Source organism: Nocardioides sp. Root240 (genome assembly GCF_001428825.1).
In the GTDB taxonomy this organism is placed as follows: domain Bacteria; phylum Actinomycetota; class Actinomycetes; order Propionibacteriales; family Nocardioidaceae; genus Nocardioides.
The window spans coordinates 143004-167875 of the sequence record NZ_LMIT01000010.1 but is presented as its reverse complement, the minus strand read 5'-3'; the positions used below and the strand labels follow the sequence as shown (position 1 = coordinate 167875).

Sequence of the window (24872 nt, the reverse complement as noted above, 5' to 3'; positions counted from 1 at the left end):
GCCACACTGGCCGGCATGGAGCTCAAGGTCATGGACCGGCCGGGCTGGCAGGTCGCGGGTGTTGCCGCGGTGGCGTTCGTCGTGCTGCTGTGGGGGATCGAGCTCGTCGACGTCGCCGCGTCGCACCGGCTGGACGGGTGGGGGATCCGGCCGCGGTCGGGGGAGGGCCTGCTGGGGATCCTGGCGGCGCCCTTGCTGCACGGCGGTTGGGGACACCTCGTCGCCAACTCGGTGCCGGCGCTGGTGCTCGGCTTCCTGACCCTCGCGACCGGCCTGGCCAGGGGTCTCGCGGCGACGGCTCTGATCTGGGTCGTCGGCGGGTTCGCGGTCTGGCTCGTCGCGGGCGACCACTCGGTGCACATCGGGGCCTCGGGCCTGATCTTCGGGTGGATCACCTACCTCGCGGTGCAGGGCTTCGTGGACCACCAGCCCGCGGAGATCGCGATCGGGCTCGTCGTCCTCGTCGTGTACGGCGGCGTCCTGTGGGGTGTGCTGCCGGGACAGCCCGGCATCTCCTGGCAGGGCCACCTGTTCGGGGCGATCGCGGGCGTGGTCGCGGCGATCGTGCTCAGTGAGCGCCGTACGGCCCGGCGCTGATCGAGGAGATCGAGCACCGGGCCGCACGAGAAGGAAGCAGCGGGGGAGGGATCAGCCCTTCCACGCACCGCCCAGGAGCAGCAGGGTCTCCGAGGTCGAGGTGACCCCGTGGACGTCCTTGTTCCACGGCATGAAGAACGCACCCGCGCCCATCGCGACGCCGGGGACGGTCTGCTGCCACAGCTCGTTGATCTGCTTCAGCAGGTCGGTGGCCTCGTCGCCGGAAGCCGCCTGCAGCTTGGCGATCAGCGCGTCCATCTCCGGATTGGCGTAGCCGGAGGGGTTCTGCGGGGACTGGCTGTTGAGGTTGGTGGCGAGCCGCGAGTACGGGTCCTCGTCGGGGACGCTCATCGCGGAGACCGCGATGTCGTAGTCGTGCGTGACGTAGATCCGGTTGGTCTGGTCGGCGATGTTGCGCAGCAGGTCGGTCTTCACGGTGAAGCCCGCGGCCTCGAGCATCGCCTGCACGGTCACGGCCTGGGTCTGCGACGCCTGGTCGGACTGCCCGATGTAGGTGAGCGTGCCGTCGTACCCGTCGGCCCTGGCCTCGGCGAGCAGCGACTTGGCCTTCTCGAGGTCGTGGTCGGCGGTGTCGACGTCGGAGAAGTACGGCGCGCTCGGCGAGTAGATGTTGCGGCCGGGGAGGCCGGCGCCACCGTTGACCCGCTCGGCGACGACCTCCGGGTCGATCGCGTAGTTGATCGCCTGGCGGACCCGGACGTCGGAAGCGGCGCGGCCCTCGCGGTTGTTCAGCCAGTACAGGCTCCCCAGGCCGCTCGGCGCCATGATGCCGGCGAAGCCGTCGGTGCGGGCCTTCTCCAGGGTCTGCGGGGCGCGGATGTTGGCGACGTCGACGCTGCCGTCGGTCAGCGACGACAGGCGGTCGGCGTCACTGCCGAGCCACACGAAGCGCACGGAGTCCAGGTGCGGCTTGCCGTTCCAGTAGTCCGCGTTGGCCTTGAGGAGCAGCTCCTCGGCGGGCTTGTAGGAGTCGAGCGCGAACGGGCCCGCGCCGATCGGGGTGAACTTCTCCGGCCCCTTCGCGTACGCCGCCGGCGCCATGATCATGCCCGGCCCGCTGGCCAGCATGTTCGGGAAGGTGATCCACGGCCGGTTGAGCGTGAACACGACCTTGTCGTCGCCCTGCGGCACCATCGCCTTGATGTTCGTGGCGAGCAGGAGCGTGTTGTAGCCGGCGTTCTGCATGTAGTAGCCGATGCTCCCGACGACCGCCTTCGCGTCGAGCGGGGTGCCGTCCGAGAAGGTGACGCCCGGGCGCAGCTCCAGCGTCCAGGTCGTGCTGTCCTCGGTGGTCAGCGACTTCGCCAGCCACGGCTCGAAGGCGTTCGACGGCTGGTCGTAGCGCATCAGCACGTCGTAGACGGCCGCCAGTGCGTTGCCGCCGGCCGCGCCGTTCGGGATGGTCTTCGTCGGGTCGAGGCTGCGCGCCTCGGAGTAGTCGGCGAGGGTCAGCGTGCCACCGTCCTTCGCGGTGCCCTCGTCACCGGTGGCGCCGACGACGCCCGCCGCGTAGATCTCTTCCTTCGTCAGCGACGACGCGTCCAATGTGTCGCTGCTGCCGCCGTCGTTGCCGGCGCAACCGGCGACCAGCAACGTGGTCGCCAGGAGTGCGGTGGCGACGCGAACGGGTCGCGCGATGCGGTTCCTCACTGATCCTCCAAGGGGTAGGTCCGGACGGCCCGAGACCACCGGTGTGTGTCCCGCGTCACGCTAGGAGCGGCGGGTCCCGGCGCCTCGCGACCGATCCCACTCACCGGGAGGTGCGTCCGCGCCGGGCGGAGTCGATCGACCAGCGCCGGTTCGACGACCAGACGAGCGGGCTCGTGCTGCTGAGCGGCGTCGCGTCGCTGGTCGGAGCCGTCGCTTGACTCGGATGATGTTTGTCGTAGTAATCTACGATAAACATCATCTGAGTTTGGAGGCAGTCATGCGGATCGTGATCTTCGGAGCAGGCCTGATCGGGAGCCAGCTCGCGGCGCACCTGGCGGACGGCGGGCACGACGTGGTGGCGCTCGGCCGCGAGGCGGGCATCGACACCACCACCGGCCAGGGCGTGGCCGAGGCGGTCGCCGGCGCCGACGTCGTCGTCGACCTCACCAACTCGCCGTCCTGGGCGGACGACGACGTCCTCGCGTTCTTCCGTGACTCGACCGCGCACCTCGTCGCGGCCGGCGCCGCAGCCGGTGTCGGGCACCACGTGATCCTCTCGATCGTCGGCCTCGACCGGCTGACCGACGCGGGCTACATGCGGGCCAAGCTCGCGCAGGAGGCCGGCGTCGTGGGCGGCGCCGTGCCCTCCACGATCGTGCGGTCGACGCAGTTCTTCGAGTTCGTCCCCGGCATCGCCGACGCGTCCACCGAGGGCGACGTGGTGCGCGCGACGCCCGGCAAGCTGCAGCCGATCGCGTCGAGCGACGTCGTCGCCCACCTCGCCGAGGTGGTCACCGGTGCCCCGGCCAACGGGGTGGTCGAGATCGCGGGGCCCGACGTGCTCGGCATCGACGAGCTCGTCAAGCGCCTGTTCGCCGCCACCGGCGACCCGCGCACGGTCGTCACCGACCCGGCGTCCGGGTACTTCGGGGCCGCGCTCGACGACACCGCCCTGGTCGCGACGCCCGGCGCCGGCGCGTGGATCGCCCCGACGTCGTACGACGCCTGGCTGGCCAGCAAGTAGGGTCCGGCGGTGTGAAGCTGAGTGCCGGGGTCGAGTGGGCCGTCCACTGCTGCGTCGTGCTCAGCCAGGCGCAGCAGCCGGTCCCGGCGGCGCGGCTGGCCGACCTGCACGGTGTGTCCCGGACCTACCTCGCCAAGCACCTGCAGGCCCTCGCCCGGGCCGGGATCGTGCGCCCGGTCGAGGGCCGCGACGGCGGCTACGCCCTGACCCGGCCGGCCGGCGAGATCACCGTGCTCGAGGTGGTCGAGGCGGTCGAGGGGCCCGACCCGGCGTTCCGCTGCACGGAGATCCGCCAGCAGGGCGAGCTGGCGGCTCCGCCGGAGGCGTGCACCCGGCCCTGCGGGGTCGCACGGGTGATGGCAGCCGCGGAGCAGGCCTGGCGCCGCTCGCTCGCGGGGACGAGTGTGGCCGACCTCGCGTCCTCCTTCGACACGACCGCGATGCGGGAGCAGCTCGGCGCGGGCTGACAGGGCGTCTGCGGGGGGCTAGTGGTCACCCCCGTTGATTCGTCGGGGGTATCCGTGCTCACGGTGCGTGCATCGCAAGGCGGCGGCGCGCAGCCATACCGGGTCGTCTCGCAAGCGTCGCCAACGCGGCGAGGTGGGTGCTGTGGGTACGTAGACACCTGGCGAATCAACGGGGGTGACCACTAGGTTCCGGCCATGCTCCGTCGCATCGCCGACCTGACCTGGCGGCGACCCCGGTCGATCCTGCTGGGCGCCCTGCTGTTCGCCGCCGTCGCCGGCTTCTTCGGCCACGACGTCGAGCACCACCTCAAGGCCGCGGGCTTCACCGACCCCGACTCCGAGAGCGAGCGGGCGGCGGAGATCGTGCACGACGCCCTCGGCCACGGCGCCGAGCCGGGGCTCGTCGTGCTCATCCGTTCCAGGGAGGGCGGCGCGCTCGACCTGGCGGACCCGGTGGTGCGGGACGAGGTCGAGCGACTGGCCGAGGCGCTGCGCGGCTCGCGGTACGTCGGCAACGTGCCGGACCCGTTCGAGACCCCCGGCCTGGTCGCCGGCGACCGGGCGTCCGTCGTGCTGCCGGCCCAACTCTCGACGACCGACCTCGAGGACGAGGGCGGCCTCGCCGACGAGTCGGTGCGCGAGCGGGTGCGCTCCGACCTCCTCGACGTCGGGTACGCCGGCTTCGCGCCGGGCTTCAACGAGGTCAACGACCAGACCCGCAAGGACCTGACCCGCGCCGAGCTGATCGCCTTCCCACTGCTCGCGATCCTGCTCCTCGTCGTGTTCCGCAGCGTCGTCGCGGCGATGGTGCCGCTGCTGCTGGGTGTGCTCTCGATCCTCGGCACCCTGCTGGCGCTGCGGATCATGGCCGCGCTGGTCGACACCTCGTTGTTCGCGCTCAACATCGCCACCGCGCTGAGCCTCGGGCTCGCGGTCGACTACGCCCTGCTGCTGGTCCCGCGCCACCGCGAGGAGGTGCAGGTCCACGGCCACACCCTCGAGGCGCACCGCCGTGCGGTCGCGACCGCGGGGCGCGCCAGCCTGTTCTCGGGGCTCACCGTCGCCGCCGCGATGTCGGCGCTGATGCTGATGCCGCAGCGCTTCCTCTACTCGATCGGGGCCGCCGGTGCCGTGGTCGGCGTGCTCTCCGCGGTGATGGCCGTGGTCGTCGTCCCGGCCCTGCTCGCCGCGCTCGGCCCCCGCATCGACCTGTGGTCGGTCCGTCGCGGGCCGGCCCTGGCCGGAACCTCGGACCGTTGGTTCCGCCTGGCCCACGCAGTGATGCGGCGTCCCGTCCTCTTCGCCGTCGGTACGACGGTCCTCCTCCTCGCGCTCGCGGCACCGCTGCTGGCCACGACCCTGACCGGCCCGAGTGCGCAGGCCGTGCCGCCCGGCCAGCAGTCGTACGAGGTGAACCGCTACCTCGAGGACCACTACGGCCGGGCCTTCACCGAGGCCGCCTCACTGGTGGTCACGGGCGAGGTGAGCGATGACGCGCTGGCGTCGTACGCCCGCCGGATCGGGGACGTGCCGGGCGTCGAGGCGGTCCAGCCGTTCGCGCGGGTGGGGGCCGACGTCGCGTCGACGACCGCGGTGCTCGACGCCCCGGCCCTCGACGGTCGCGCCCAGGACGCGATCGAGGGGGTGCGCGGGATCGACGGTCCGGGTGAGCTGCTCGTGTCCGGCAACACCGCACGCTTCATGGACGAGAAGTCCAGCCTCCTCGGGCACGCGCCGCTCGTCGTGGCGCTGATCGTGGCGCTGATCGTCGTGCTGATCTTCCTGCTCACGGGCTCGGTGCTGCTGCCGCTCAAGACCCTGTTGATGAACGCGCTCACCCTCGCTGCCGTCCTCGGCATCCTGGTGATCGTCTTCGAGCGCAAGGTCGGCACCCAGCTGCTCGACTACCCGGGCCCGTACGCCGTCGAGGTGACCAGCCTGGTCTTCCTCTTCGCGGTGACCTTCGCCCTCGCCACCGACTACGCCGTGCTCGTCATGGCGCGGATCAAGGAGCTCCACGACGACGGGCTCCCCAATGAGGAGGCGGTCGCCCAGGGCGTCGCGCGCACCGGCCGGATCATCAGCGCCGCGGCCGTCATGATCGCCGTGGTGTTCCTCGCCTTCGCCGTCAGCCCGGTGTTCTTCATGAAGCAGATCGCGGTCGCGATGGCGCTCGGCGTCCTCATCGACGCGACGATCGTGCGCGCCCTGCTGGTGCCCGCGCTGATGCGTCTGCTGGGTGAGGCGAACTGGTGGGCGCCGGGTCCGTTGCGGCGGTTGCAGCGGCGGATCGGGATCCGCGACGTGTGACCCCCGCCACGTCTCTCCCGTTGGGACAGGTGCTTGCGCCCAGCTAGCACCCGACCTACTCTCGGTATCCGCAACTACTAGTTGCACTTAAAGTCGCACCAGCGTCGGTGCGCGGAATCGAGGTCACCATGCTCGCCCACGAACGCATCGGCTCGGGAGAGCCCCTCGTCCTGGTCCACGGGATCGGGCACCGCCGGCAGGCGTGGTACCCGGTGGTCGACCGGCTGGCCGAGCACCGCGAGGTGATCCTGCTGGACCTGCCCGGCCACGGCGAGTCCCCGGCCCTGGTGCCGGACGGCCGTCCGATCAAGGACCAGCTCCGCGGCATCCTGGAGGACTTCTTCGCCGAGCAGGACCTCGACCGCCCGCACATCGCCGGCAACTCGCTCGGCGGCCGGATCGCCCTCGAGGCGGCGGCCGACGACCTCGTCAGCAGCGCGACGACGCTGGCGCCGGCGGGCTTCTGGCGCGGCAACCTCGACTTCCTCTACATCCGCGCGGTCTTCGTCGCGCTGACCGGCGCCGCGACCCTGCTCGAGCCGATCGCGCCGACCCTGTTGAGGACGGCGCCCGCACGCGCCGCCGCGATGGGCCTGCTCATGACCCACGGGGGTCGCCTCGACGCCGAGCGCGTGCTGGGCGACGTGCACGGCCTGGTGGCCGCGAAGCCCGCCCTGAAGACGATCATCGACGGCGGCGAGCCCTTCGACCGGTCGATCGACCCGTCGATCCCGGTGACCGTGGCCTGGGGCACGCGCGACCTCGTGCTGCTGCCCTACCAGGCCGAGCGCGCCCGCAAGGCGCTGCCGCACGCGACGCACGTGAGCCTGCCGAAGTGCGGCCACGTGCCGATGGTCGACGACGTGGACCTCGTGGTCGACGTGCTGCTCGAGGGCTCGAGCCACCCGCGCCTGGGCCAGGCCCGGTACGACGTGGCCTGAGCGCCTGCCCGCGAGAGCCCACGAACACGTCGAGCGCCCGGACCGTCTGCATCGGTCCGGGCGCTCGTGCGTTCAGGCGGTGAGGCCCCGGGTCACTTGCCGATCTTGGCGAGCTTGCGGGTCTGCTTGCCCAGGTCCTTGACCTGGTCGCGGACGCCCTTGATGTCCTTCTTGGACGGAACGACCGCCTTGGCGGCCTTCTTGCTCCGCTTGCGGGCCTTCTCCTCCACGTCGCCGGCCGTCTCCAGCAGGTCGTCGAGGATGTCCTTGGTGGTGTCGACCAGGCCCGAGAAGTAGTCGGTGACCACGCGGTCGGACTTCTTCCTCGACTTCTTGGCCGGAGCCTTCTTGGCCGGAGCCTTCGTGGCCGGGGCCTTGGTCGCCGGGGCGGTGGCGGCCGGGGCCTTCCTGGCCGGAGCCTTCCGGGCGGGCGCCTTCGTGGCCGGGGCGGTCACTTGGCGACCTTGGCGAGCTTCTGGGTCTGCTTGCTCAGGTCCTTGACCTGGTCGCGGACGCCCTTGATGTCCTTCTTCGACGGAACGACGGCCTTGGTGGCCTTCTTGCCGTTCTTGCGGGCCTTCTTCTCGATCTTGCCCGCGGTCGAGGTGAGGTCGTCGAGGAGGTCCTTGGTGGTGTCGACCAGACCGGTGAGGTAGTTGGTGACCTGCTGGTTCTTGTTCTTCGCCATCGTCCTGCTCCTTGGTGTGAGGTGGTTGTTCCTGCCGATGGCTCAAGATTACGCAGAGCGTAGATTATTACGCAATGCATTGTGGCGCAGGTCACTACGCGCTGCGTCATTCCGCGTCGGCGGCACCGCTGTCCGGCGACGCCTCGTGGGCGTCGATCCGCTCCTGGACGAGCAGCGAGACCGCTGCCGTGAGCTCGGAGATCTGGCTGCGCAGCTCGGCGATCTCCTGCTGCTGCCGCTCGACCTCGTCAGCCTTGCCGTCCGGCTTCGCGGACTTCTTCGCCTTCGTCGCTGCGCCCGACTTCTTCTTGCCGGACTTGGCCTTCTTGGGCTTGGTCGGCTCCTCGGGCTCGGGCGCCGTCGTACCGAGTCCGGTGGCCTCGCCCACCAGCTGCTGGGCGATCTGGCTGGGGGCGCGCAGCAGTCCGGACAGCAGGTCGGCGCCGCCGGAGCCGCCGCGGACGCGGCGGCCGAGCACCTGGGCGAGCACCTCGTCGGTGCGGTCGTCGCCGGAGTCGTGGTCGCGCACGACGAACCGGATGCCCTTGTCGAGCAGGCCGGAGAGGTCGTCGAGGGTGGTGAACTGGCGCAGGTCGGTGTCGTAGAGCTTGCGGTTGGCGTAGCGCTTGATGAGGCGCGGGTCGTCCTTGCCCATGGGGTGTCCTCCTCTTCTGCAGTGCTGCTCATCCTACGCACTGCAGAACGGAGGGGTGGCTCACTTGGCCTTGCGGACCTTGGCGAGCTTCTCGGCCTGCTTGCCGAGGTCCTTGATCTGCTGCTGGAGCGCCTTGACGTCCTTCTTCGACGGTACGACGGCCTTGGCGGCCTTCTTGCCACCCTTCTTGGCCTTCTTCTCGAGGTCGCCGGCGGTGGAGGTGAGGTCGTCGAGCAGGCCCTTGGTGGTGTCCACGAGGCCGCTGACGTAGTTGGTCACCTGCTGGTTGCTGCTCTTCTTGCTGGCCATGGCGGCCTCCTTCTGGGGTGGGTGGTGGCGAGCGGGGCTGCTCACCGGCTGAGGTGCTCGACGAGGAAGACCTGGAGCTCGCCGACGAGGAAGCCGAGGACCGCGCCGACCGCGATCAGGGTCTTCTCGTCGGCCTGGAAGGCCGGGCGCAGCACGCCCTCGAACTGCTCGGGCGTCATCTGCGCCATCTTCTCCGACATCAGTGCCTCGATCTGGAGCCGGTCGTCGAGGTACTCGAAGGAGTTCGACAGCAGGTCCGGGAGGACGGCGACGAACTCCTCGGCGGTGGTCTGCGCCATCGGACCGACCTGCGCGATGTCGAGGCCGACGCCGGCGGCCTGACGCACCGGCCGGCTGACGGCGTTGCTGAAGACGCCGAGCACCGAGCCGAAGGTCAGCTCACCGACGCCGAGCTCCTCGAGCTCGGGTGGGGCGAGTCGGCCGAACTCGCGTCGTACGTGCTTCTCGATGTCGGTCAGCTCGTCGCGCATCGCGTCCTGGATGAGCGGGGCGACGAGGTCGACCATCTTCTGCCGCGACGGACCCGCGAACATGCTGCGGACCACGCGCTCGGAGGTGAGCACGCGGCTGGCGATCAGGGTGCCGTACTCCTGCGAGACCGAGATCCGGTGCTTCAGGAAGAGGCCCTGCCAGGTGATCAGGCCGAAGAGGTACTTCGTCGGCTCCTTCGGGTTGAAGATCAGGCGCAGTGCGGCCCAGTCGGTGAACCAGCCGATGAACAGGCCGAAGACCGGCATGACGAAGGGCGAGTGGGTGGCGGCCCAGAGGGCGGCCTGCAGGAAGCCGATGAAGAAGCCGAACATCAGTCCGCTGCGCCGGATGAACTGGAACTCGAGCTTGCCGACGTCGAGGAACATCGACTCGAGGATGTCGGGGTCTGAGAGGAACTCGGCCGTCACCATCTCCTGCAGGTCGAAGACGTCGTCGATGTTCTTCTGGATCTTCTTGACCAGCTTCGGGACCAGCTCGACAGCCGTGTCCTGGGCCCGCTGCACGACGAGGTCCTGTGCGGGCCCGGGCAGCATCCGCCACATCGCCGGCTGGTACTCCTCCGCGACCAGCGGGACGATCCGCGCGATCTCCTTGCGCAACGGCCGGTCGATGCGCTTGGCCAGCTCCTTGCCGTCGACCTTGCTGACGATGTCCTGCGTCGACACCAGCCGCCCGGTGAGGGTCTCGCAGAGGACCTCGACCATCTGCGCCGCGCGGCGGGGGATGATGCCCTGCCAGCCGAACGGCCGGATGCCCTTGTACTGGTGGGGGCGGAACATCATGCGGATCGCGACCAGCTTGGTGAAGTAGCCGATCAGGCCGGCGACGAACGGCATCGCGGCGTAGATCCACCAGTTCGTCTGGACGTCCTCGACGATCTCCGACCATTCGCGCACGTCTGCGAACCTCCTGCCGCGGCCGCCCCATGAGGCCGATCCGGCGAGTATTGCAGTGACGCGTGTCACAGGTAACTGTTCGGGTCGACAGGCGAGCCGGGTGCGGCTGTGCGTCCGGCACGGTCCCCACCTCGCTAGATTGCGCGAGGTGAGCACTCCCGAGGAAGTCACCGCGCACGTCCGCAAGATGATCCCGATCTTCGAGGCCATGCAGCTCGAGGTCGTCGAGGCCGGCCGCAACACCGTGGCCGCGCGGCTGCCCGCGGCGCCCAACGTCAACCACTTCGGGACGTCGTACGCCGGGTCGCTGTTCTCGGTCGCCGAGGTCCTCGGCGGCGTCTACGCCAGCACGTCCCTCGTGCTCGAGGGGGCGGTCCCGCTGGTGAAGCAGGTGACCATCGACTTCCTGCGGCCGGCGACGACCGACGTGGTGGCCCGCGCGACGCTGACGGACGAGACGATCGAGCGGGTGCTGGCCGAGACCGCCGAGAACGGGAAGTCGAACTTCGACCTCGACACCGAGGTCGTGGACGCCGAGGGCACCGTCGTCGCGCGGACCCGGGGGCTCTACCAGCTGCGCAGGTTCTGACGCCGGTTCCGAGAACCGGGTCCCGACGCCTCAGGACCGAGGTCCCGGTGCCGATGGCCCGGATGTCAGCCGCCCGCTGACCCCCGAAAGGGGATAGCCTGAGCCTGTCAGGGATCGCTGTGGGAGGGGATCGGCCACTGATGGACCTGGAGCTGCCGCCGGAGGCGCGGGCACTGCTGGACGCCATGGTCGCGATCGGGTCCGACCTGGACCTGCGCGGCGTGCTGTCGCGCATCGTCGAGGCCTCGTGCCGGCTCACCGACGCCGAGTACGGCGTGCTGGGCATCGTCGACGACGACGGCCAGTTCACCGACCTGGTGCCCAACGACGCCGTCGCCGACCAGTTCGACAAGATCGGGATGATGCCGAAGGGCCACGGCCTGCTCGGCCTGGTGCCGCGCGAGCGTCGCGCGATCCGGGTCGACCACGTGGCCACGCACCCCGAGTCCCTCGGCGAGTTCCCCCACGCCCACCCGATGATCGACCGCTTCCTCGGGGCGCCGGTGATGGTCGGCGACGAGGCCTTCGGGCACCTCTACCTCGGCAACAAGCGCGGCGGGGCGGAGTTCACCGCGACCGACCAGGCGCTGGTGGAGGCGCTGGCCCGCGCGGCCGGCGTGATGATCGACAACGCGCGCACCTTCGAGCAGGTCGAGTGGCGCCGGCGCTGGGTGGCGAGCACGGCCGAGGTCGGCAGCGACGTGTCCGGCACGCTGCGTGTGCAGGAGGCGCTCGACGAGCTCGCCGTCTCCCTGCGCGACCTGTGCGGCGCGCGTCTGGTGACCTACGTGCGCCGCGACGGCGACCTGATGGAGATCCGGCAGGTGGCCGGCGAGGGCGACGCGGCCGAGGCGGTGGAGCGGCTCGCGGACCAGATTCGCGAGGTCGACGCCACCCGGGCGCCGGTGCGCCTGCCCGTCGGGCCGGGCAGCGCGACGCTCGTCGTCCCCGTGCACACGCGGCTCGCGGGCTCCGGCGTGATCATCGTCGACCAGGCCCACGAGACCCCGTCGCTGCGCGGCATCATGCTCGACCTCGTCGCCGTCACCGCCGTCCAGGTCGGCCTCATCCTCGACCGCGACCAGGCCCTGCGCGACCGCGCCCAGCTGCTCGTCGCCAAGGACCGCGACCGGATCGCCCGCGACCTGCACGACCTCGTCATCCAGCGCCTCTTCGCCACCGGCATGCAGCTCCAGGGCGCCCGCGGCCTCGACGTCGCCGAGCTGCGCACCCGCGTGGACGGCGCGATCACCGAGCTCGACGTGGCGATCAAGGAGCTGCGCGCGGCGATCTTCGAGCTCGGCACCGGTGCGGGGCGTCCTCTGCTCGACGAGGTCCGTTCGCTGCTCGGGGAGTACGCCGTGCTGCTGGGCTTCCAGCCGGTGCTCCGCGTCTCCGGACCCGTCGACCGGGCACTCGTGCCCGAGGCCGGCACCCACGTCCTGATGACCCTGCGTGAGGCGCTGTCGAACGTGATGCGCCATGCCGACGCCACGTCGGTGTCCGTCGAGCTGACCGCGTCGTCGGCCTGGTTCCGGGTCCGCGTCACCGACGACGGCAGGGGCTTCGACCCGAAGCAGCGGTCGAAGGGCCAGGGCACCGGCAACCTGCGTGCCCGCGCCGCCGACCTCGGTGGTCACGTCACCGTGACGTCCGCGCCGGGTGAGGGCACGACCCTCGAGTGGGTCATTCCGGCGGTGGGCTGAGCTCCTCGCCGTCCGGAACGCCGGCGTCCGTCCCGGTGTCCGTCGAGGTGCCGGCGACGAGCGGCCAGACCGCGCGCACCAGCACGGTCGTCGCGGCGACGGCCAGGAACACCGCCACGAAGCGGGCCATCGCCTGGTCCGGGGAGAGCAGCCCCTGGCTCGCCCGGTACGCCGCCGGCGAGGCCACGACCGCGGCTACCAGCACGACCCGGAGGTCCAGCAGGGTGCCCATCACGCACCTGCCGCAGCGAGGGCCGGGTGGACGCCGCCGGCGCCGACCACCCCGACGGAGCGGACCTCACGGGCCGCACCCAGCTCGGAGTAGGCGAGCACCGGGAGCCGGTCGACGGCGGGTGCCACGAGGCGTCGTACCGCGGACCGGATCTGGGGCGCGCACACGAGGACCGGCCGGACCCCGCCGTTCTCGGCGGCCTGCGCGGCCTGGACGAGTCCGAGCAGCACCCGTTGGGCGAGGTCCGGGTCGAGGATGATGACCGCGCCCTGGTCGGTGGGCCGCAGCCCCTCGAGCATCTGCTGCTCGAGCAGCGGCTCGAGGCTGATCGCGTGCAGGGCGCCGTCGACGACGTACGGGCTGGCGAGCGAGGGCTCGAGCGCGGCACGGGCCGCCTCCACCAGGCCGTCGTGGTCCTTGGACGTCGCGGCGCGGACCGACAGCGCCTCGAAGATCGACACCAGGTCGCGGATCGGGATGCGCTCCTCGAGCAGGGAGCGGAGCACGCGCTGCACCTCGCCGAGGGGCAGCTGGACGGGGGTGAGCTCCTCGATCACGACGGGGTGGCTGCGCTTGACGATGTCGGTGAGCAGGCGCACGTCCTCGCGGCCGAGCAGGCGGCTGGCGTGCTGGTGGACGACCTCGGAGAGGTGCGTGGTGACGACCGATGCGCGGTCGACGACGGTGGCGCCGCCGATCTCCGCCTGGTGCCGCAGCTCCGCCGGGATCCACTTCGCCTCGAGCCCGAAGACCGGCTCCTGCGTGGGCGTCCCGGGCAGTGAGCCGAGGAAGTCGCCGATGGCGAGGACGGTGCCGCGGGGTGCTTCGCCGCGGGCGACCTCGGCGCCGAAGAGCGTGATCGCGTAGGTGTTCGGCGGCAGCTCGAGGTTGTCGCGGGTACGCACCGGCGGGATCACGATGCCGAGCTCGCCGGCCACCTTGCGCCGCAACGCCTTCACCCGGTCGAGCAGGTCGCCGCCGGTGCGGGTGTCGACCAGGTCGATCAGGTCGGCCGACAGCTCCAGGCCCAGCGGATCGACGCGGATCTCGGCGACCAGCGCCTCGGGGGAGTCCGGCGAGACGGCGAGCTCGCCCGCCGTACCGGCCTGGTCGGCGGCGGTGGCCGCCGCGACCTCGTCGTCGATCCGGCTGGCGGCGACGAGCATGACGCCGCCGGCCACGAGGAAGGGCAGCTTCGGCAGGCCCGGGATGATGCAGAGCGCCAGCGCGCCGAAGCCCGCGACGCGCAGGGGCATCTTGCGGGCGAAGATCTGGCCGACGATGTCGGAGCCCATGTCGGAGTCGGCGACCGAGCGGGTCACGATCAGGCCGGTCGCGACGCTCAGGAGCAGGGCGGGGACCTGCGAGACCAGGCCGTCGCCGATGGACAGCAGCGAGTAGGTGTTGATCGCGTCGCCGAACGGCATGCCGTACTGCGCGACGCCGATCGCGAAGCCGCCGAGCAGGTTGACCAGGGTGATCACGATCGCGGCGATCGCGTCGCCCTTCACGAACTTCGACGCACCGTCCATCGCACCGTGGAAGTCCGCCTCGGCGTGCACCTCGGCCCGCCGCCGCCGTGCCTCCTCCTCGTCGATGAGGCCCGAGTTGAGGTCCGCGTCGATCGCCATCTGCTTGCCGGGCATCGCGTCGAGCGTGAACCGCGCGCCGACCTCGGCGACGCGGCCGGCACCGTTGGTGATGACGACGAACTGGATGACCAGCAGGATCGAGAACACGATCAGGCCGACGATCAGCGACCCGCCGACGACGAAGTGGCCGAACGTGTCGATCACCTTGCCGGCGTACCCGTCGAGCAGGACGAGCCGGGTCGCGCTGACGTTGAGCGCGAGCCGGAACAGCGTCATCACCAGGATCACCGACGGGAACGCGGCGAACTCCAGCGGCTTGTGGATGAACATCGCGACCATCAGGACGAGCAGCGCGCCGGTGATGTTCATCGCGATGAGCAGGTCGAGCAGCACCGCCGGCAGCGGTACGACGAGCATCACGACGATGAGCACGATGCCGAGCGGCACGCCGAGCTTCGTCAGCGACTTGGGCATGGGCGAGGTCAGCCTCTCGACGGGCCGTCCATGGCGCTGCGAAGTGGCGTCGTCCTGGCGCCGTCCTGCTCATCGGCCGGTTCTCGCCCGGGTTGAGGTGTCGGGGTTGCTGACGTTCTCCTGCGGTTGGTGACGGTTGCAACCGTCAGCAAGCGCGGGAATCCCCGCCTGAGCGGGGATTCATGCACCGCCGGCCACCCGCCGGCGCCGGGCGTGCGCGAGGACCTCGGGCAGCTCGTCGGTACGACGGGGGGTGCGGTGCTCGCCGCCGTACTGGCCGGCGTTGCGGCGGCTGAGCACGAAGGCCAGCACCTGGGCGACCGCGGCCCACAGCTCGCGGGGGATCTCCTGGCCGACCTGGCAGTGGCGGTAGAGGGCGCGGGCGAGCGGGACGTCCTGGACGAGCGGGACCCGCTCCTCGGCGGCGCGCTCGCGGATCTTGGCGGCGATCGCGCCGGCGCCGCGGGCGACGACGCGGGGGGCGCCCCGCTCGGGGTCGTAGCGGAGGGCGACGGCGACGTGGGTCGGGTTGACCAGCAGGACGTCGGCGGTGCCGACGTCGGCGAACATCCGGTTCCGGGCCGCGGCGAGCTGGCGGCTGCGGATGGCGCTCTTGACCATCGGGTCGCCCTCGGCCTGCTTGTGCTCCTGCTTGATCTCGCTGTGGCTCATCCGGATCTGCTTGCCGATCTTGCGGCGCATCATCGCGTAGTCGGCGGCAGCCATCGCCAGCCCGGCCACGGAGACCGTCATCAGCAGGTGCGAGACCTCGGCGGTGGCGTGGGCGATGACGTTGTCGATCGGCAGCAGGCCGCCGACCAGGGGCATGATCGAGCGGATCGCGCCCCAGGCGATCAGTGCCACGACGCTGCTCTTGACCAGCACCTTCACGCCCTCCCACAGGGCGTGCATGCCGAAGGCGCGCTTGGCGCCCTGGATCGGGTTGAGCTTCTTCGGGTCCGGCTTCGCGAGCTTGGGGGAGAGGTAGAAGCCGCCCTGCGCGAGCGCCGAGACCACGCCGACGACGAGCGCCATCGAGCCGAGCAGCACCAGGGTGAGGAAGACGTGGCGGGCAGCATCGCCCAGCAGCGAGAGGGCGAGGGGGACCGACGGGTCCTGCGCGGCGCGCAGGTGCGTGGTCAGCATCGTGCGCAGCGCATCGCCCTCGTGGTCCAGGAGCGGGCCCATCGCGAGGGTGACCATGAACAGCCCGAGCCAGCTGCCGAGCTCGGGCGTGCGCGGGACCTGGCCGTCCTTGCGGGCCTGCTTCTTCCGCTTGGGTGTGGGCTTCTCGGTCTTCTCCTGGTCGCTCATCGCTCACGCCCCCGCCATGGTCGCCATGGCCTCGTTGGCGAGGCCGACGAGGTGCTCGACCGCCTGCGGCAGCATCGGGAAGGACATCCCGAGCAGCAGCAGCGTCAGCCCCACCTTGGCCGGGAACATCACGTTGAGCGCGTTGAGCTGCGGCGCCACCTTCGTCAGCAGTGCGAGCGCGAGGTCGGCGACGAAGAGCACCGCGATCATCGGCAGCGCCATCTGGACGGCGACGGTGAAGAACATCGAGAACGCCGTGACCAGCACGCCCTCCCAGCTCGAGATGTCGGGCATCCCGTTCAGCGGCAGGTAGCGGAAGGTGCTCAGCAGGCCGCCGATCACCAGCAGGTGGCCGCCGGACACGAGCAGCAGCACGGTCGCCAGCATCTGGTGGAAGCGGCCGAAGACGGTGTTCATGTTCATGCCGAGCGGGTCCCACGCGGCCGCCAGCGCGAAGCCGCCGAAGAGGTCGATCAGCGAGCCGGCGGCGCCGACCGCGGCGAACAGCAGCATCGTGACGTAGCCCATCGCGAGGCCGATCAGCGCCTGTGCCGCGGTCGCCGTCATCAGCGCGAACGTCGTCATGGGCAGGTCCTGCTCGGCGAGCACCGGCGTGACGGCCAGGCACAGCCCGAGCGAGAGGATCACCTTCGCCATGGCCGGGATGCCCCGGCTCGAGAACGGCGGTACGACGGCCAGCCACGCCACCACGCGTACCGACGCGAGCAGCAGCGCGATCAGCGATGCGCCGTCGACGGACAGGACCACGACGCCCTAGACCAGGAGGTCCGGCAGCAGCTGGAAGAGCTCGGCGGTGAACGCCATCAGCGTGTGCAGCATCCAGTTCCCGCAGAACAGCAGGGCGACGCCGACGCCGACCAGCTTGGGCACGAAGGCGAGCGTGAACTCCTGGATCTGCGTCATCGACTGGAAGAGCGAGATCGCGAAGCCGATCACGAGCGAGGTCGCGAGGATCGGTGCGGAGAGCTTCAGCGCCACCAGCATCGTCTTGAGGGCGATCTCGATGATCGCGGTGTCGGTCACCCTAACCACTCCCGCCGTACGACGCGACGAGCGACTTGATGACCAACGCCCACCCGTCGACCATCACGAACAGCAGGAGCTTGAACGGCAACGACACCATCACCGGCGGCATCATCATCATGCCGAGGCTCATCAGCGCCCCGCTCACGACGATGTCGATGACGAGGAACGGGATGAAGACGATGAACCCGATGATGAAGGCGTCCTTGAGCTCCGAGAGCACGAAGGCCGGGATCAGCGTCGCGGTCGAGACCTCCTCGCGCTTCTCGGGCAGCTTGCGGTCCGCGACGTTGGTGAGGAGCATCAGCTCCTCGTCGTCGGTGTTGTCGAGCATGAAGCCGCGCAGCGGCTCCATCCCGTCGTGGAAGGCCTGCGAGGTGTTCTTCGCGCCGTCCAGGTAGGGCTGCACGCCGGCGTCGTTGATGTCGCCGAGGACCGGCGCCATGATGAACAGGCTCAGGAAGAGCGCGAGCCCGGCGAGCACCTGGTTGTTCGGTGTCTGCTGCAGGCCCAGCGCGTTGCGGGTCAGGCCGAGCACCACGAGGATCTTCGTGAAGCTGGTGCAGGTCAGCACGATCGCGGGCAGCAGGCTGATCAGCGTCAGCGAGAGGAAGACGACCAGGCTGTTGCTGGGCTTGTCGGTCAGCCCCGTCAGGTCGATCTGCACGCTGCCGCCGCCACCGGGGCCGGTCGGTCCGTTGGGGCCGCCCGGCGCCACCACGGCGAGCGCGAGCTGGTGGACGAGGGTCACGACGCGCGCCGTCCGGTGACGGCGGCGAGGGTCTGCTTCCAGGTGTCGGCCGAGAGGATCGAGCCGGCGAGGGGTCCGGTGGCCGTCGTACGGCGTGGGGCCGGCGCGGCGGTCTCGGCATCGGCGTCGGTGTCGGCGTCGGGAACGACCCCGATCGGGCCGAGGCCGCCGTCCGCGAGCACGTCGAGGCCGACCTCGTCGGGCTCCACCTCGGCGAGCAGGGTGACCTGCTGCTCGGTGGTGCCCAGCACGAGCACCCGGGTGCCGACGGACACGACGGCGACGCCCTGCCCGCGGCCGAGGGCCTGGCGGTGCACGACCTGGATGGCCGCACCCGCGGGGGTCTTGAAGCGACGGTTCACGCAGCGCGCGATCAGCAGGAGCAGCCCGACGACGACGGCGAGCGAGCCCAGCAGCCGGAAGGCCAGGGCCCCGATGCTCGGGTCGGAGGCGGACAGGGCGATCACGGCGGTGCTCAGGCGGTCTTGGCGGCGTCGAGGATCTCGGTGACGCGCAGGCCGAAGTCCTCGTCGACGACGACGACCTCGCCGCGCGCGACGAGCCGGCCGTTGACCAGCAGGTCGGCCGGGCTGCCGGCGGCGCGGTCCAGCTCGAGCACGGCGCCGGGGGTCAGCGCGAGCAGGTCGCGGACCGTCATCCGGGTCCGGCCCAGCTCGACGGTCACCTCCATGTCGACACCGTGGAGCAGCTCCAGCCCCCGTGGTACGACGGGCGCGGGCGCCTGCCCGAACGCCGGGACGAAGGGCTCGTCGATCACCGCGGCGGCCACGGCGTCGGCGGCGGCGGGCGCAGGGTCGGTCTCGGTGATCGGGTCCTTGGCGCCGGCGAGCGTGGCGGCAGGGACCAGCACGGCGGCGGCGATGCCGGTGCCGATCAGCGGCACGGTGCTGAACTCGCCGCCGAGCAGGGCGGCGATGTCGAAGTCGTCGGCCCCGAGGTCGACGGTGGCGGCGCTGCGGGCACGGGCGCCGAGCCGGTGGGCCGCGGCGTCGAGCGCGGGCTGCACGGCGGCGGCGACGTCGAGACCGCCGAGCGGGCTGGACGCGAGCGCGTCCACCAGCTCGTTGCCGACGAGGACCACGACCACACCGGGGACCCCGCCGTCGAGCTCGGCGACGGCGCCACCGGCGAAGGCCGCGGCGACGTGCGGGGAGCCCGGCTGCACCGGCCCGAGGACGAGCGGGCTGACCGAGGGCAGCACGGCGGCAGCGGCCTCCGCGACGGCTTCGGCGAGCGCGGGGGTGGCGTCGGTCATGAGTTCTCCTCGGGCGTGGTGACGATGAGTGCGGCCAGGCGCTGGCCGCGGGCTCCGGGGGTGGCGTGGGCGAAGGTGTTGCCGGCGACGGTGACGTCGAGCGGGGCCGACGCGGGGTGGCTCAGCCGCACGACCGAGCCGGGCTCGAGCGCGGCGAGGACGCCGGGGTCGAGCGTGATCGGCCGGAAGCGCACCGCCACCGAGACGGGAACCCGGTTGAACTGCTCCTGCAGCAGCTGGGCCGACTCGGCGCGCTGGGCGCGCTCGCGGTCGGACATCGCGCCGCTGCCGGAGGCGTTGGTCAGGTGGGGGAGCAGGCCGCTGAACGGCAGGCAGACCGACATCCGGTGTGCCTGCTCGCCGATCTTGAGCTCGAGGGAGACCACGACCATCACGTCGGCAGCGGCCGCGACCTGCGCGAACTGGGGGCTGTACTCGATGCCGGTGATCGTCGGCTCGAGCGCCACGAGGCCCTCGAGCGAGTAGCGCATCTCCCCGAGCAGCCGCTCGACGAGGCCGCTGAAGACCCCGTCCTCGATCTCGGTCAGCGGGCGGTCGGGCTGCTCGTCGGAGCCGGGCCCGCCGAGCATGTGGTCGAGGCAGGACATCGTCGCGAACAGCGGGATCTCCAGCACGCCGGTGCCGGGCATGGGGTCGGCGGAGAACAGCGTCATGTAGGTCGACGGGCCGAGGCTGTCGACGTACTCCGCATAGGTGCGCTGCTCGATCCCGACGAGCGCGACGGTGCAGACGGTGCGCAGCGAACTGGTGAAGACCGTCGTCGCCTGGCGCGCGAAGCCGTCGAAGCCCAGCTGCAGCGTGCGCTGGTGTTCGCGGCTGAGCTGGATCGGTCGACGGAAGTCGTACGGCGTCGGCTCGGTCGTGCGCGGACGGCGCCGGGGCCGTTGCGGAGCGAGGGTCACGCAGCACCCATCGTCGCAGCGGGAGGCCACCTGAGGGGTCGCGGCCGCGGCGAGCGGTCAGGGTCCCGTGACCCGAACGGACTACGCAGGGTCCCGGGGACGGTCCCGGGTGCGGCGGTCGGAGCCGGGCTACTGGGTGACGAACTCGGTGAAGTACACCCCCATCACGTCACCGTGGTACAGGTGGTCGAGCTCGGTCTCCAGCTCGTCCTTGAGGTGCCCGCGGGTCTTGGTGTTGTTGACCTCGCTGACCGAGAGGCCGCTGAACACGGTGATCGCGGCGTCGAGCGCCTTGCTGCCGTCGGCCTCGTGGGCGCTGGTGGTGAGCTGCAGGGCCATGCCCAGGCGGAGGTAGTGGCCGCTCGCGAGGTTGACCTGGATCGCCTCGAGCGGCACCACCTCGCCGGGCTCCGGCTCCTTGGACCCGGACGGCTTGAGGAAGAAGTACCAGCCGGCGCCGGCCGCGATCGCGAGCGCGAGGACGCCGACGATCAGGGTCTTCCCCTTGCCCTTGCCGGGCGGCGACTCGACGGCCGGGGCGGCCTGGTTGGGGGCGATCGTGGTGCTCACGGGAGGTCCTCTCGTCGGAGGGGGGCGGGACGGGCGGCCGCATCGGCGCCGGAGGTGGGGGTGTGCGTGCTGGCGGCACCGACGTCGGGGTCGTCGAGGCCGGCCTCGCGTCGTACCTCGTCGTAGGCGTCGCCCATCAGGGCACGGGTCTCGGCCGGCGCCTGGCTCAGCACGACGATGTCGACGCGCTTGTTGACCTTCTGGGAGCCGGCGCGGGCCGGGTCGACCAGCGGCTTGGTGTGGCCGAACCCGGTGGCGCGCAGACGTCCGGCGCGGATGCCGTGCACCTCCTCGAGCCGGCGCAGTACGTGGGCGGCGCGGGCGAGCGAGAGCTCCCAGTCGGTCGGGTAGAACTTCGGCTTCACCTTCTCCTGGTTGGTGTGGCCGTCGACCTCGATGGGCTCGCTCAGCAGCTTCAGCACGGGGGCGAGGGTGTCGACCACCCGGCGCCCGCGGTCGGTCAGCTCGGCGACGTTCGCGTTGAAGACGACATGCTCCGAGACCAGGCTGACGACGAGCCCGCGGTCGTCGATGGTGGCGCGGACATCCTCGCGCAGGCCCTCCCGGCGCAGGGCGCGGTCGATCTGCTGCCACACCTTCAGGAGCCGGTCGACCTCGGCCTTCGCGTCGCCATACGCGCGCTCGTTGCGGAGCCGGTCGGACTCCTTGAGGATCCTGGTGACCGTCTCGCGCTGGTTCTCGGGGACCTGGGCCAGCAGCATCTGGTACGACGCCTCACCCGGGTCGTTCGCGCCCTTGGCGTTGGAGACCGGGCTGGCCCCGGAGAGGATCGACTGCTCGCGGCCGAAGCCCTCGGCGAGGCCGTCCTTGAGCTGGGCGTACTTCTTCTCGTCGACGGTCGACATCGCGAACATGACGATGAACAGCACCATCAGCAGGGTGACCATGTCGGCGTAGGTGACCAGCCACCGCTCGTCGACGTGGTGCTCGTCGTGCTCGTCGTCGTGGTGGCGCCGGCGGGGCGGGTGCCCCTTCGACTTGGCGGCGGACATCAGGCGGCCTCCTGCTCGGCCGTGCCCGTGGGCAGCAGCGAGCGCAGCTTCTCCGCGACCAGGCGCGGGTTGGCGCCGGACTGGATGGCCGAGACGCCCTCGATCGCCAGCTCCATGCGGGCGCACTCGAGCTCGCCGAGGCGCTTGAGCCGGCTGGCGATCGGCAGCCACACGACGTTGGCGGACATCACGCCCCACAGGGTGGCGACGAAGGCGCCGGCGATCAGGTGGCCGAGCTCCTCGGGGGAGGCGAGGTTCTCCAGCACGTGCACCAGGCCCATGACGGTGCCGATGATGCCGATCGTCGGGGCGTAGCCGCCGGCGTCGCTGAAGAACTTCGCGGCCTGCTTGTCGTCGCGCTTCTTGGCGCGCAGCTCCGCCTCGAGGATGTCCCGGACGTCCTCCGGGTCGGTGCCGTCGATGGCCATGGTGACGCCCTTGACGAGGAACGGGTCGTCGATCTCGCGCAGGCTGTCCTCGAGCGCGAGGAGGCCCTCGCGGCGGGCCCGCTCGGCGAGGGTGACGACCTGGGGGACCAGGGTGTCGGCCGGCTCGACCGCGCCGCTGATCGCGCGCTTGATGTTCTTGATCGCGGCCTTCGCGTCGGCCATCGTGCCGCCGGCCACGGTGACCATGACCGTCGTACCGAGGACGAGGAGCATGGGCGGCAGCAGGATCAGGCTCATCGGGTTGCCGCCCTCGAGCACGTTGGCGACGACGATGATCACCAGGCCGAGGCCGATCCCGACCGGGGTGGCGATGTCCTTCACGGGGTCACTCCTCGCTGGCGGTCGGGGCCGCGCCGGGGCGAGCCGCGGTCGGGCAGGGGAACGGCGGAGAGCCGGGTCGCCCGGGCCCGTACCGGCGGCAGCGTGGCCGCGTCGGGCAGGGCGGCGCGGGCGACGATGGAGGCGCGGTAGTCGACCACCGCGGCCAGCACCTCGTCGAGGGACTCGGACACGAGGTACTTCGTGCCGTCCACGAGGGTCACCACGGTGTCGGGCGTGCAGTCCACGCGTTCGACGAGGTCAGCGTTCAGCAGGAACGTGGTCCCCGACAGTCGGGTCAACGAGATCACCGCGGCACCTCCGTGTGCGTGGTTCGTGCGGTCGTGCCGTCCGTGGCACTCCGCCGCTCCCATCGGCCGTCCCCCGTCGTACCTGACGTTTTGGTCGTGTCCACCGGCGTGTCGCGACAGATTCGTCAGGGACGACGGGAGCGGGATGGTCAGCGCTTGATGTTGACGAGCTCCTCGAGCACCTGGTCGCTCGTGGTGATGACGCGCGAGCTGGCCTGGAAGCCGCGCTGCGCGAGGATCAGGTTGGTGAACTCGGCCGACAGGTCGACGTTCGACATCTCCAGTGCCCCGGCCTGGATCTGGCCACGCTGGCCCTGGCCGGCGATGCCGAGCTGGACCGCGCCCGAGTTGGCGGACTCGCGGAAGGTCGTGTCACCGATCTTCTCCAGGCCCATCGGGTTGGTGAAGTCGGCCACGGCGAGCTGGCAGATGTCGCGCTGCACGCCGTCGGAGAAGACACCGCGGACCTTGCCGTCGGCACCGATCGAGTACGACGTGAGCTCGGTCCCGGGCGGCAGGGTGCCGTCGATCAGGTGGAGGTCGACGTCGATCGGCCCGCCCGTGGGCAGGCCGGCGCCGTCGAGCGCGTAGCCCTGGACGCGCATGCCGCTCGGTGCGACGAGCACGCCGGTCTGGTCGAAGGTGAACGCTCCGGCGCGGGTGTAGACGTTCTCGGCGCCGTCGCGGAGCACGAAGAAGCCGTCGCCGTTCAGCATCACGTCGGTCGTCCGGCCGGTCAGCTGTGCCGAGCCCTGGCCGAAGTTGGTCGAGGTCGCCGCGAGCTGGACACCCAGGCCGATCTGGATCGGGTTGGTGCCGCCGCGCTCGGCGTTGCCGCCCGAGGCCGCGGTCAGCATCTGGCTGAGCGTGTCGGAGAAGACGGTGGTGCTCGCCTTGAAGCCCGTGGTGTTGGCGTTGGCGATGTTGTTGCCGGTCACGTCGAGCATGGTCTGGTTGACGCGGAGGCCGGAGATGCCGGCGAAGAGCGAACGAAGCATGGTGGTTCTCCTTCTCGGTTGAGCTGGGTCGATCGGGTGGATCAGGCGGTGGTGGGCGGCTTGATGGTGGGGGCGTCGCCGACGCTGACGACGTCGGTGATGGCGACCTGCTGGCCGTCGACGCTGAGCACCGGACCGGTGCCCATGTAGGTCGTCCCCTGGACGGTGCCGCTCTGCTCGACGCCGTCCTTGTCGTACCAGCGCACGGTCTGGCCGATCATCGACGTGGCGCCGAAGGCCAGCTGGGTGCTGATGAGCATCGCGTTCTGGTCCGAGATGGCCTCGAGCTTCTCCAACGACGTGAACTGAGCCGTCTGCGCGAGCATCTGCGAGGAGTCCGTGGGGTTCATCGGGTCCTGGTACTTCATCTGCGTGACCATGAGCTCGAGGAACATGTTCTTGTCGGCGCTCGTGGCGGTCGACGTGGTCGACCCGGTGCTGGCGTGGCCGGTGACGCCGTACGTGACGGCCTCGGTGGATCCGACGGACATGGGTGCCTCCTCAGACAGTGCGGTCGAGACGACCGGTGGCAGGGACGGGGACGTGGTCGACGGGGTACGCGGAGGGCCGCGGCTGGTGCTGGCGGGGCTGGTCCCGCGCGGGCTGCTCGCGGGCGGACTGCCCGTCGTGGCGGGCCTGCGGGTCCGAGCGGGACTGCGCGTCGGGGCCGGTCTGGAACCCGGGCTGTCCGCTGGCCGTCGGCAGGACCGGCTGCGGTGCGGTGCTCGAGGCCGGCCCGGTGACCGTGGGCAGTGCGGCCGCGAACGGGTCGCGCACGCTGACCCGCGCCTCGGCCCCGGTGCGCTCCAGCAGCCGCTGCAGCTCAGGGGCGCCGCCGGCCAGGGCCCGGTGCACGGCGGCGCCGTCGACCCCGTCGACCCCGGCACCGCCGGCCAGCCGGACGTGCACGGAGCCGTCGCGGACCACCAGCGTCACCCGGACCTCCCCGAGCTGCTCGGGCTGGAGGGTGAGCGTGATCCGGTGGGTGCCGTTGCCGGCGGTGGACGCGAGCCGGGTGACCTCCGGGAACACCTGCTGCACCACGGCCTTGCCCACCGCCTCGGGCGTCAGGTCGAGGACGGGTGCGGCGGTGGCCGTGGGTCCGAGGGCGGGCAGGCCGGGCAGGCCGGGCGGGCCGGGCGACGGGGGCGGGGCCTGCGTCGGGTCCGGCGCCGGCGCCGACTTCTCGGTGGTCGAGGTGTGAGGAGCGCCGTCGACGACCTCCCCGGTGGTTGAGATGT

29 protein-coding genes are annotated in these 24872 nt (G+C 71.2%); 7 read left to right on the top strand and 22 right to left on the bottom strand.

Annotated features, from left to right (window positions below):
• The first annotated feature begins 15 nt into the window (after positions 1 to 15).
• Entirely contained in the window at positions 16 to 597 is a 582-nt protein-coding gene (locus ASE20_RS10905; RefSeq protein ID WP_056894585.1) for a rhomboid family intramembrane serine protease, read from the top strand.
• Positions 598 to 648: 51 nt separating this feature from the next.
• Here the strand turns inward: ASE20_RS10905 and ASE20_RS10900 are convergent, their stop codons facing one another.
• Positions 649 to 2268 (bottom strand): ABC transporter substrate-binding protein, encoded by a 1620-nt coding sequence (locus ASE20_RS10900; protein WP_056894584.1) that lies wholly within the window; start codon positions 2266 to 2268, stop codon positions 649 to 651.
• 277 nt (positions 2269 to 2545) lie between these two features.
• Between ASE20_RS10900 and ASE20_RS10895 the strand changes: the two genes are divergently transcribed.
• The 4 genes from ASE20_RS10895 to ASE20_RS10880 all read left to right on the top strand — a co-directional run bounded on the left by ASE20_RS10895 (position 2546) and on the right by ASE20_RS10880 (position 7010).
• Positions 2546 to 3292 carry an SDR family oxidoreductase gene (locus ASE20_RS10895; protein WP_056894583.1) on the top strand — a complete coding sequence of 249 codons (747 nt, stop codon included), beginning with the start codon at positions 2546 to 2548 and terminating at the stop codon, positions 3290 to 3292.
• 11 nt (positions 3293 to 3303) lie between these two features.
• Positions 3304 to 3759 carry an RrF2 family transcriptional regulator gene (locus tag ASE20_RS10890; protein ID WP_056894582.1) on the top strand — a complete coding sequence of 152 codons (456 nt, stop codon included), beginning with the start codon at positions 3304 to 3306 and terminating at the stop codon, positions 3757 to 3759.
• A 195-nt stretch (positions 3760 to 3954) separates the two neighbouring features.
• Positions 3955 to 6069 carry an MMPL family transporter gene (locus ASE20_RS10885; RefSeq protein WP_056894581.1) on the top strand — a complete coding sequence of 705 codons (2115 nt, stop codon included), beginning with the start codon at positions 3955 to 3957 and terminating at the stop codon, positions 6067 to 6069.
• Between the two features lie 107 nt (positions 6070 to 6176).
• Positions 6177 to 7010 (top strand): alpha/beta fold hydrolase, encoded by an 834-nt coding sequence (locus ASE20_RS10880; RefSeq protein WP_200954845.1) that lies wholly within the window; start codon positions 6177 to 6179, stop codon positions 7008 to 7010.
• Between the two features lie 92 nt (positions 7011 to 7102).
• On the opposite strand, the gene ASE20_RS25275 is transcribed toward ASE20_RS10880, so the two are convergent.
• The 5 genes from ASE20_RS25275 to ASE20_RS10855 all read right to left on the bottom strand — a co-directional run bounded on the left by ASE20_RS25275 (position 7103) and on the right by ASE20_RS10855 (position 10071).
• A complete protein-coding gene (locus ASE20_RS25275) occupies positions 7103 to 7465 on the bottom strand; it encodes a hypothetical protein (RefSeq protein WP_056894579.1) in 363 nt (120 codons plus the stop codon).
• Complete coding sequence (locus ASE20_RS24710; protein ID WP_056894578.1) at positions 7462 to 7698, bottom strand: hypothetical protein; 237 nt, start codon at positions 7696 to 7698, stop codon at positions 7462 to 7464. The genes ASE20_RS25275 and ASE20_RS24710 overlap by 4 nt, the downstream gene beginning before the upstream one ends.
• Positions 7699 to 7804: 106 nt before the next feature.
• Positions 7805 to 8353: a polyhydroxyalkanoate synthesis regulator DNA-binding domain-containing protein gene (locus ASE20_RS10865; RefSeq protein WP_056894577.1), complete on the bottom strand. Its 549-nt coding sequence runs from the start codon at positions 8351 to 8353 to the stop codon at positions 7805 to 7807.
• Between the two features lie 60 nt (positions 8354 to 8413).
• Positions 8414 to 8662 (bottom strand): hypothetical protein, encoded by a 249-nt coding sequence (locus ASE20_RS10860; RefSeq protein ID WP_056894576.1) that lies wholly within the window; start codon positions 8660 to 8662, stop codon positions 8414 to 8416.
• A gap of 41 nt (positions 8663 to 8703) precedes the next feature.
• Positions 8704 to 10071 carry a DUF445 domain-containing protein gene (locus ASE20_RS10855; RefSeq protein WP_056894575.1) on the bottom strand — a complete coding sequence of 456 codons (1368 nt, stop codon included), beginning with the start codon at positions 10069 to 10071 and terminating at the stop codon, positions 8704 to 8706.
• Positions 10072 to 10219: 148 nt separating this feature from the next.
• Between ASE20_RS10855 and ASE20_RS10850 the strand changes: the two genes are divergently transcribed.
• Both ASE20_RS10850 and ASE20_RS10845 read left to right on the top strand, forming a co-directional pair.
• The gene (locus ASE20_RS10850; protein WP_157538494.1) at positions 10220 to 10660 is read left to right on the top strand and encodes a PaaI family thioesterase; all 441 of its coding nucleotides are present in this window, start codon (positions 10220 to 10222) and stop codon (positions 10658 to 10660) included.
• A gap of 140 nt (positions 10661 to 10800) precedes the next feature.
• Positions 10801 to 12366, top strand: coding sequence for a GAF domain-containing sensor histidine kinase (locus ASE20_RS10845; protein WP_056894573.1), 1566 nt, complete (start codon positions 10801 to 10803; stop codon positions 12364 to 12366).
• Here the strand turns inward: ASE20_RS10845 and ASE20_RS10840 are convergent.
• The 16 genes from ASE20_RS10840 to ASE20_RS26015 all read right to left on the bottom strand — a co-directional run bounded on the left by ASE20_RS10840 (position 12347) and on the right by ASE20_RS26015 (position 24663).
• Entirely contained in the window at positions 12347 to 12598 is a 252-nt protein-coding gene (locus ASE20_RS10840) for a hypothetical protein (protein ID WP_056894572.1), read from the bottom strand. The genes ASE20_RS10845 and ASE20_RS10840 overlap by 20 nt on opposite strands.
• A complete protein-coding gene (gene flhA, locus ASE20_RS10835) occupies positions 12598 to 14664 on the bottom strand; it encodes a flagellar biosynthesis protein FlhA (RefSeq protein WP_056894571.1) in 2067 nt (688 codons plus the stop codon). Before flhA ends, ASE20_RS10840 begins: the two co-directional genes overlap by 1 nt.
• A 180-nt stretch (positions 14665 to 14844) precedes the next feature.
• Positions 14845 to 15978 carry a flagellar biosynthesis protein FlhB gene (locus tag ASE20_RS10830; protein WP_056894570.1) on the bottom strand — a complete coding sequence of 378 codons (1134 nt, stop codon included), beginning with the start codon at positions 15976 to 15978 and terminating at the stop codon, positions 14845 to 14847.
• 3 nt (positions 15979 to 15981) lie between these two features.
• Positions 15982 to 16746: a flagellar biosynthetic protein FliR gene (locus tag ASE20_RS10825; RefSeq protein ID WP_056894569.1), complete on the bottom strand. Its 765-nt coding sequence runs from the start codon at positions 16744 to 16746 to the stop codon at positions 15982 to 15984.
• Between the two features lie 6 nt (positions 16747 to 16752).
• The gene (locus ASE20_RS10820; protein ID WP_056894568.1) at positions 16753 to 17022 is read right to left on the bottom strand and encodes a flagellar biosynthetic protein FliQ; all 270 of its coding nucleotides are present in this window, start codon (positions 17020 to 17022) and stop codon (positions 16753 to 16755) included.
• A 1-nt stretch (position 17023) separates the two neighbouring features.
• Complete coding sequence (gene fliP / locus ASE20_RS10815; RefSeq protein ID WP_056894567.1) at positions 17024 to 17773, bottom strand: flagellar type III secretion system pore protein FliP; 750 nt, start codon at positions 17771 to 17773, stop codon at positions 17024 to 17026.
• Positions 17770 to 18240: a flagellar biosynthetic protein FliO gene (locus ASE20_RS10810; protein ID WP_056894566.1), complete on the bottom strand. Its 471-nt coding sequence runs from the start codon at positions 18238 to 18240 to the stop codon at positions 17770 to 17772. Before ASE20_RS10810 ends, fliP begins: the two co-directional genes overlap by 4 nt.
• Before the next feature lie 8 nt (positions 18241 to 18248).
• Positions 18249 to 19049 carry a flagellar motor switch protein FliN gene (gene fliN / locus ASE20_RS10805; RefSeq protein WP_056894565.1) on the bottom strand — a complete coding sequence of 267 codons (801 nt, stop codon included), beginning with the start codon at positions 19047 to 19049 and terminating at the stop codon, positions 18249 to 18251.
• On the bottom strand, positions 19046 to 19972 hold the full coding sequence (locus ASE20_RS10800) for a flagellar motor switch protein FliM (RefSeq protein WP_225869078.1): 927 nt from the start codon (positions 19970 to 19972) through the stop codon (positions 19046 to 19048). The genes fliN and ASE20_RS10800 overlap by 4 nt, the downstream gene beginning before the upstream one ends.
• A 129-nt stretch (positions 19973 to 20101) precedes the next feature.
• Entirely contained in the window at positions 20102 to 20542 is a 441-nt protein-coding gene (gene fliL / locus ASE20_RS10795) for a flagellar basal body-associated protein FliL (protein WP_225869077.1), read from the bottom strand.
• A complete protein-coding gene (locus ASE20_RS10790; protein ID WP_056894563.1) occupies positions 20539 to 21555 on the bottom strand; it encodes a flagellar motor protein MotB in 1017 nt (338 codons plus the stop codon). The genes fliL and ASE20_RS10790 overlap by 4 nt, the downstream gene beginning before the upstream one ends.
• Complete coding sequence (locus ASE20_RS10785) at positions 21555 to 22325, bottom strand: motility protein A (protein WP_056894562.1); 771 nt, start codon at positions 22323 to 22325, stop codon at positions 21555 to 21557. Before ASE20_RS10785 ends, ASE20_RS10790 begins: the two co-directional genes overlap by 1 nt.
• On the bottom strand, positions 22322 to 22633 hold the full coding sequence (locus ASE20_RS10780; protein ID WP_056895147.1) for a flagellar FlbD family protein: 312 nt from the start codon (positions 22631 to 22633) through the stop codon (positions 22322 to 22324). Before ASE20_RS10780 ends, ASE20_RS10785 begins: the two co-directional genes overlap by 4 nt.
• 149 nt (positions 22634 to 22782) lie before the next feature.
• On the bottom strand, positions 22783 to 23631 hold the full coding sequence (locus ASE20_RS10775) for a flagellar hook-basal body complex protein (protein WP_056894561.1): 849 nt from the start codon (positions 23629 to 23631) through the stop codon (positions 22783 to 22785).
• A 41-nt stretch (positions 23632 to 23672) separates the two neighbouring features.
• On the bottom strand, positions 23673 to 24122 hold the full coding sequence (locus tag ASE20_RS10770; protein WP_056894560.1) for a flagellar hook assembly protein FlgD: 450 nt from the start codon (positions 24120 to 24122) through the stop codon (positions 23673 to 23675).
• 10 nt (positions 24123 to 24132) lie between these two features.
• Positions 24133 to 24663 (bottom strand): flagellar hook-length control protein FliK, encoded by a 531-nt coding sequence (locus ASE20_RS26015; protein ID WP_414858376.1) that lies wholly within the window; start codon positions 24661 to 24663, stop codon positions 24133 to 24135.
• Positions 24664 to 24872: the final 209 nt, after the last annotated feature.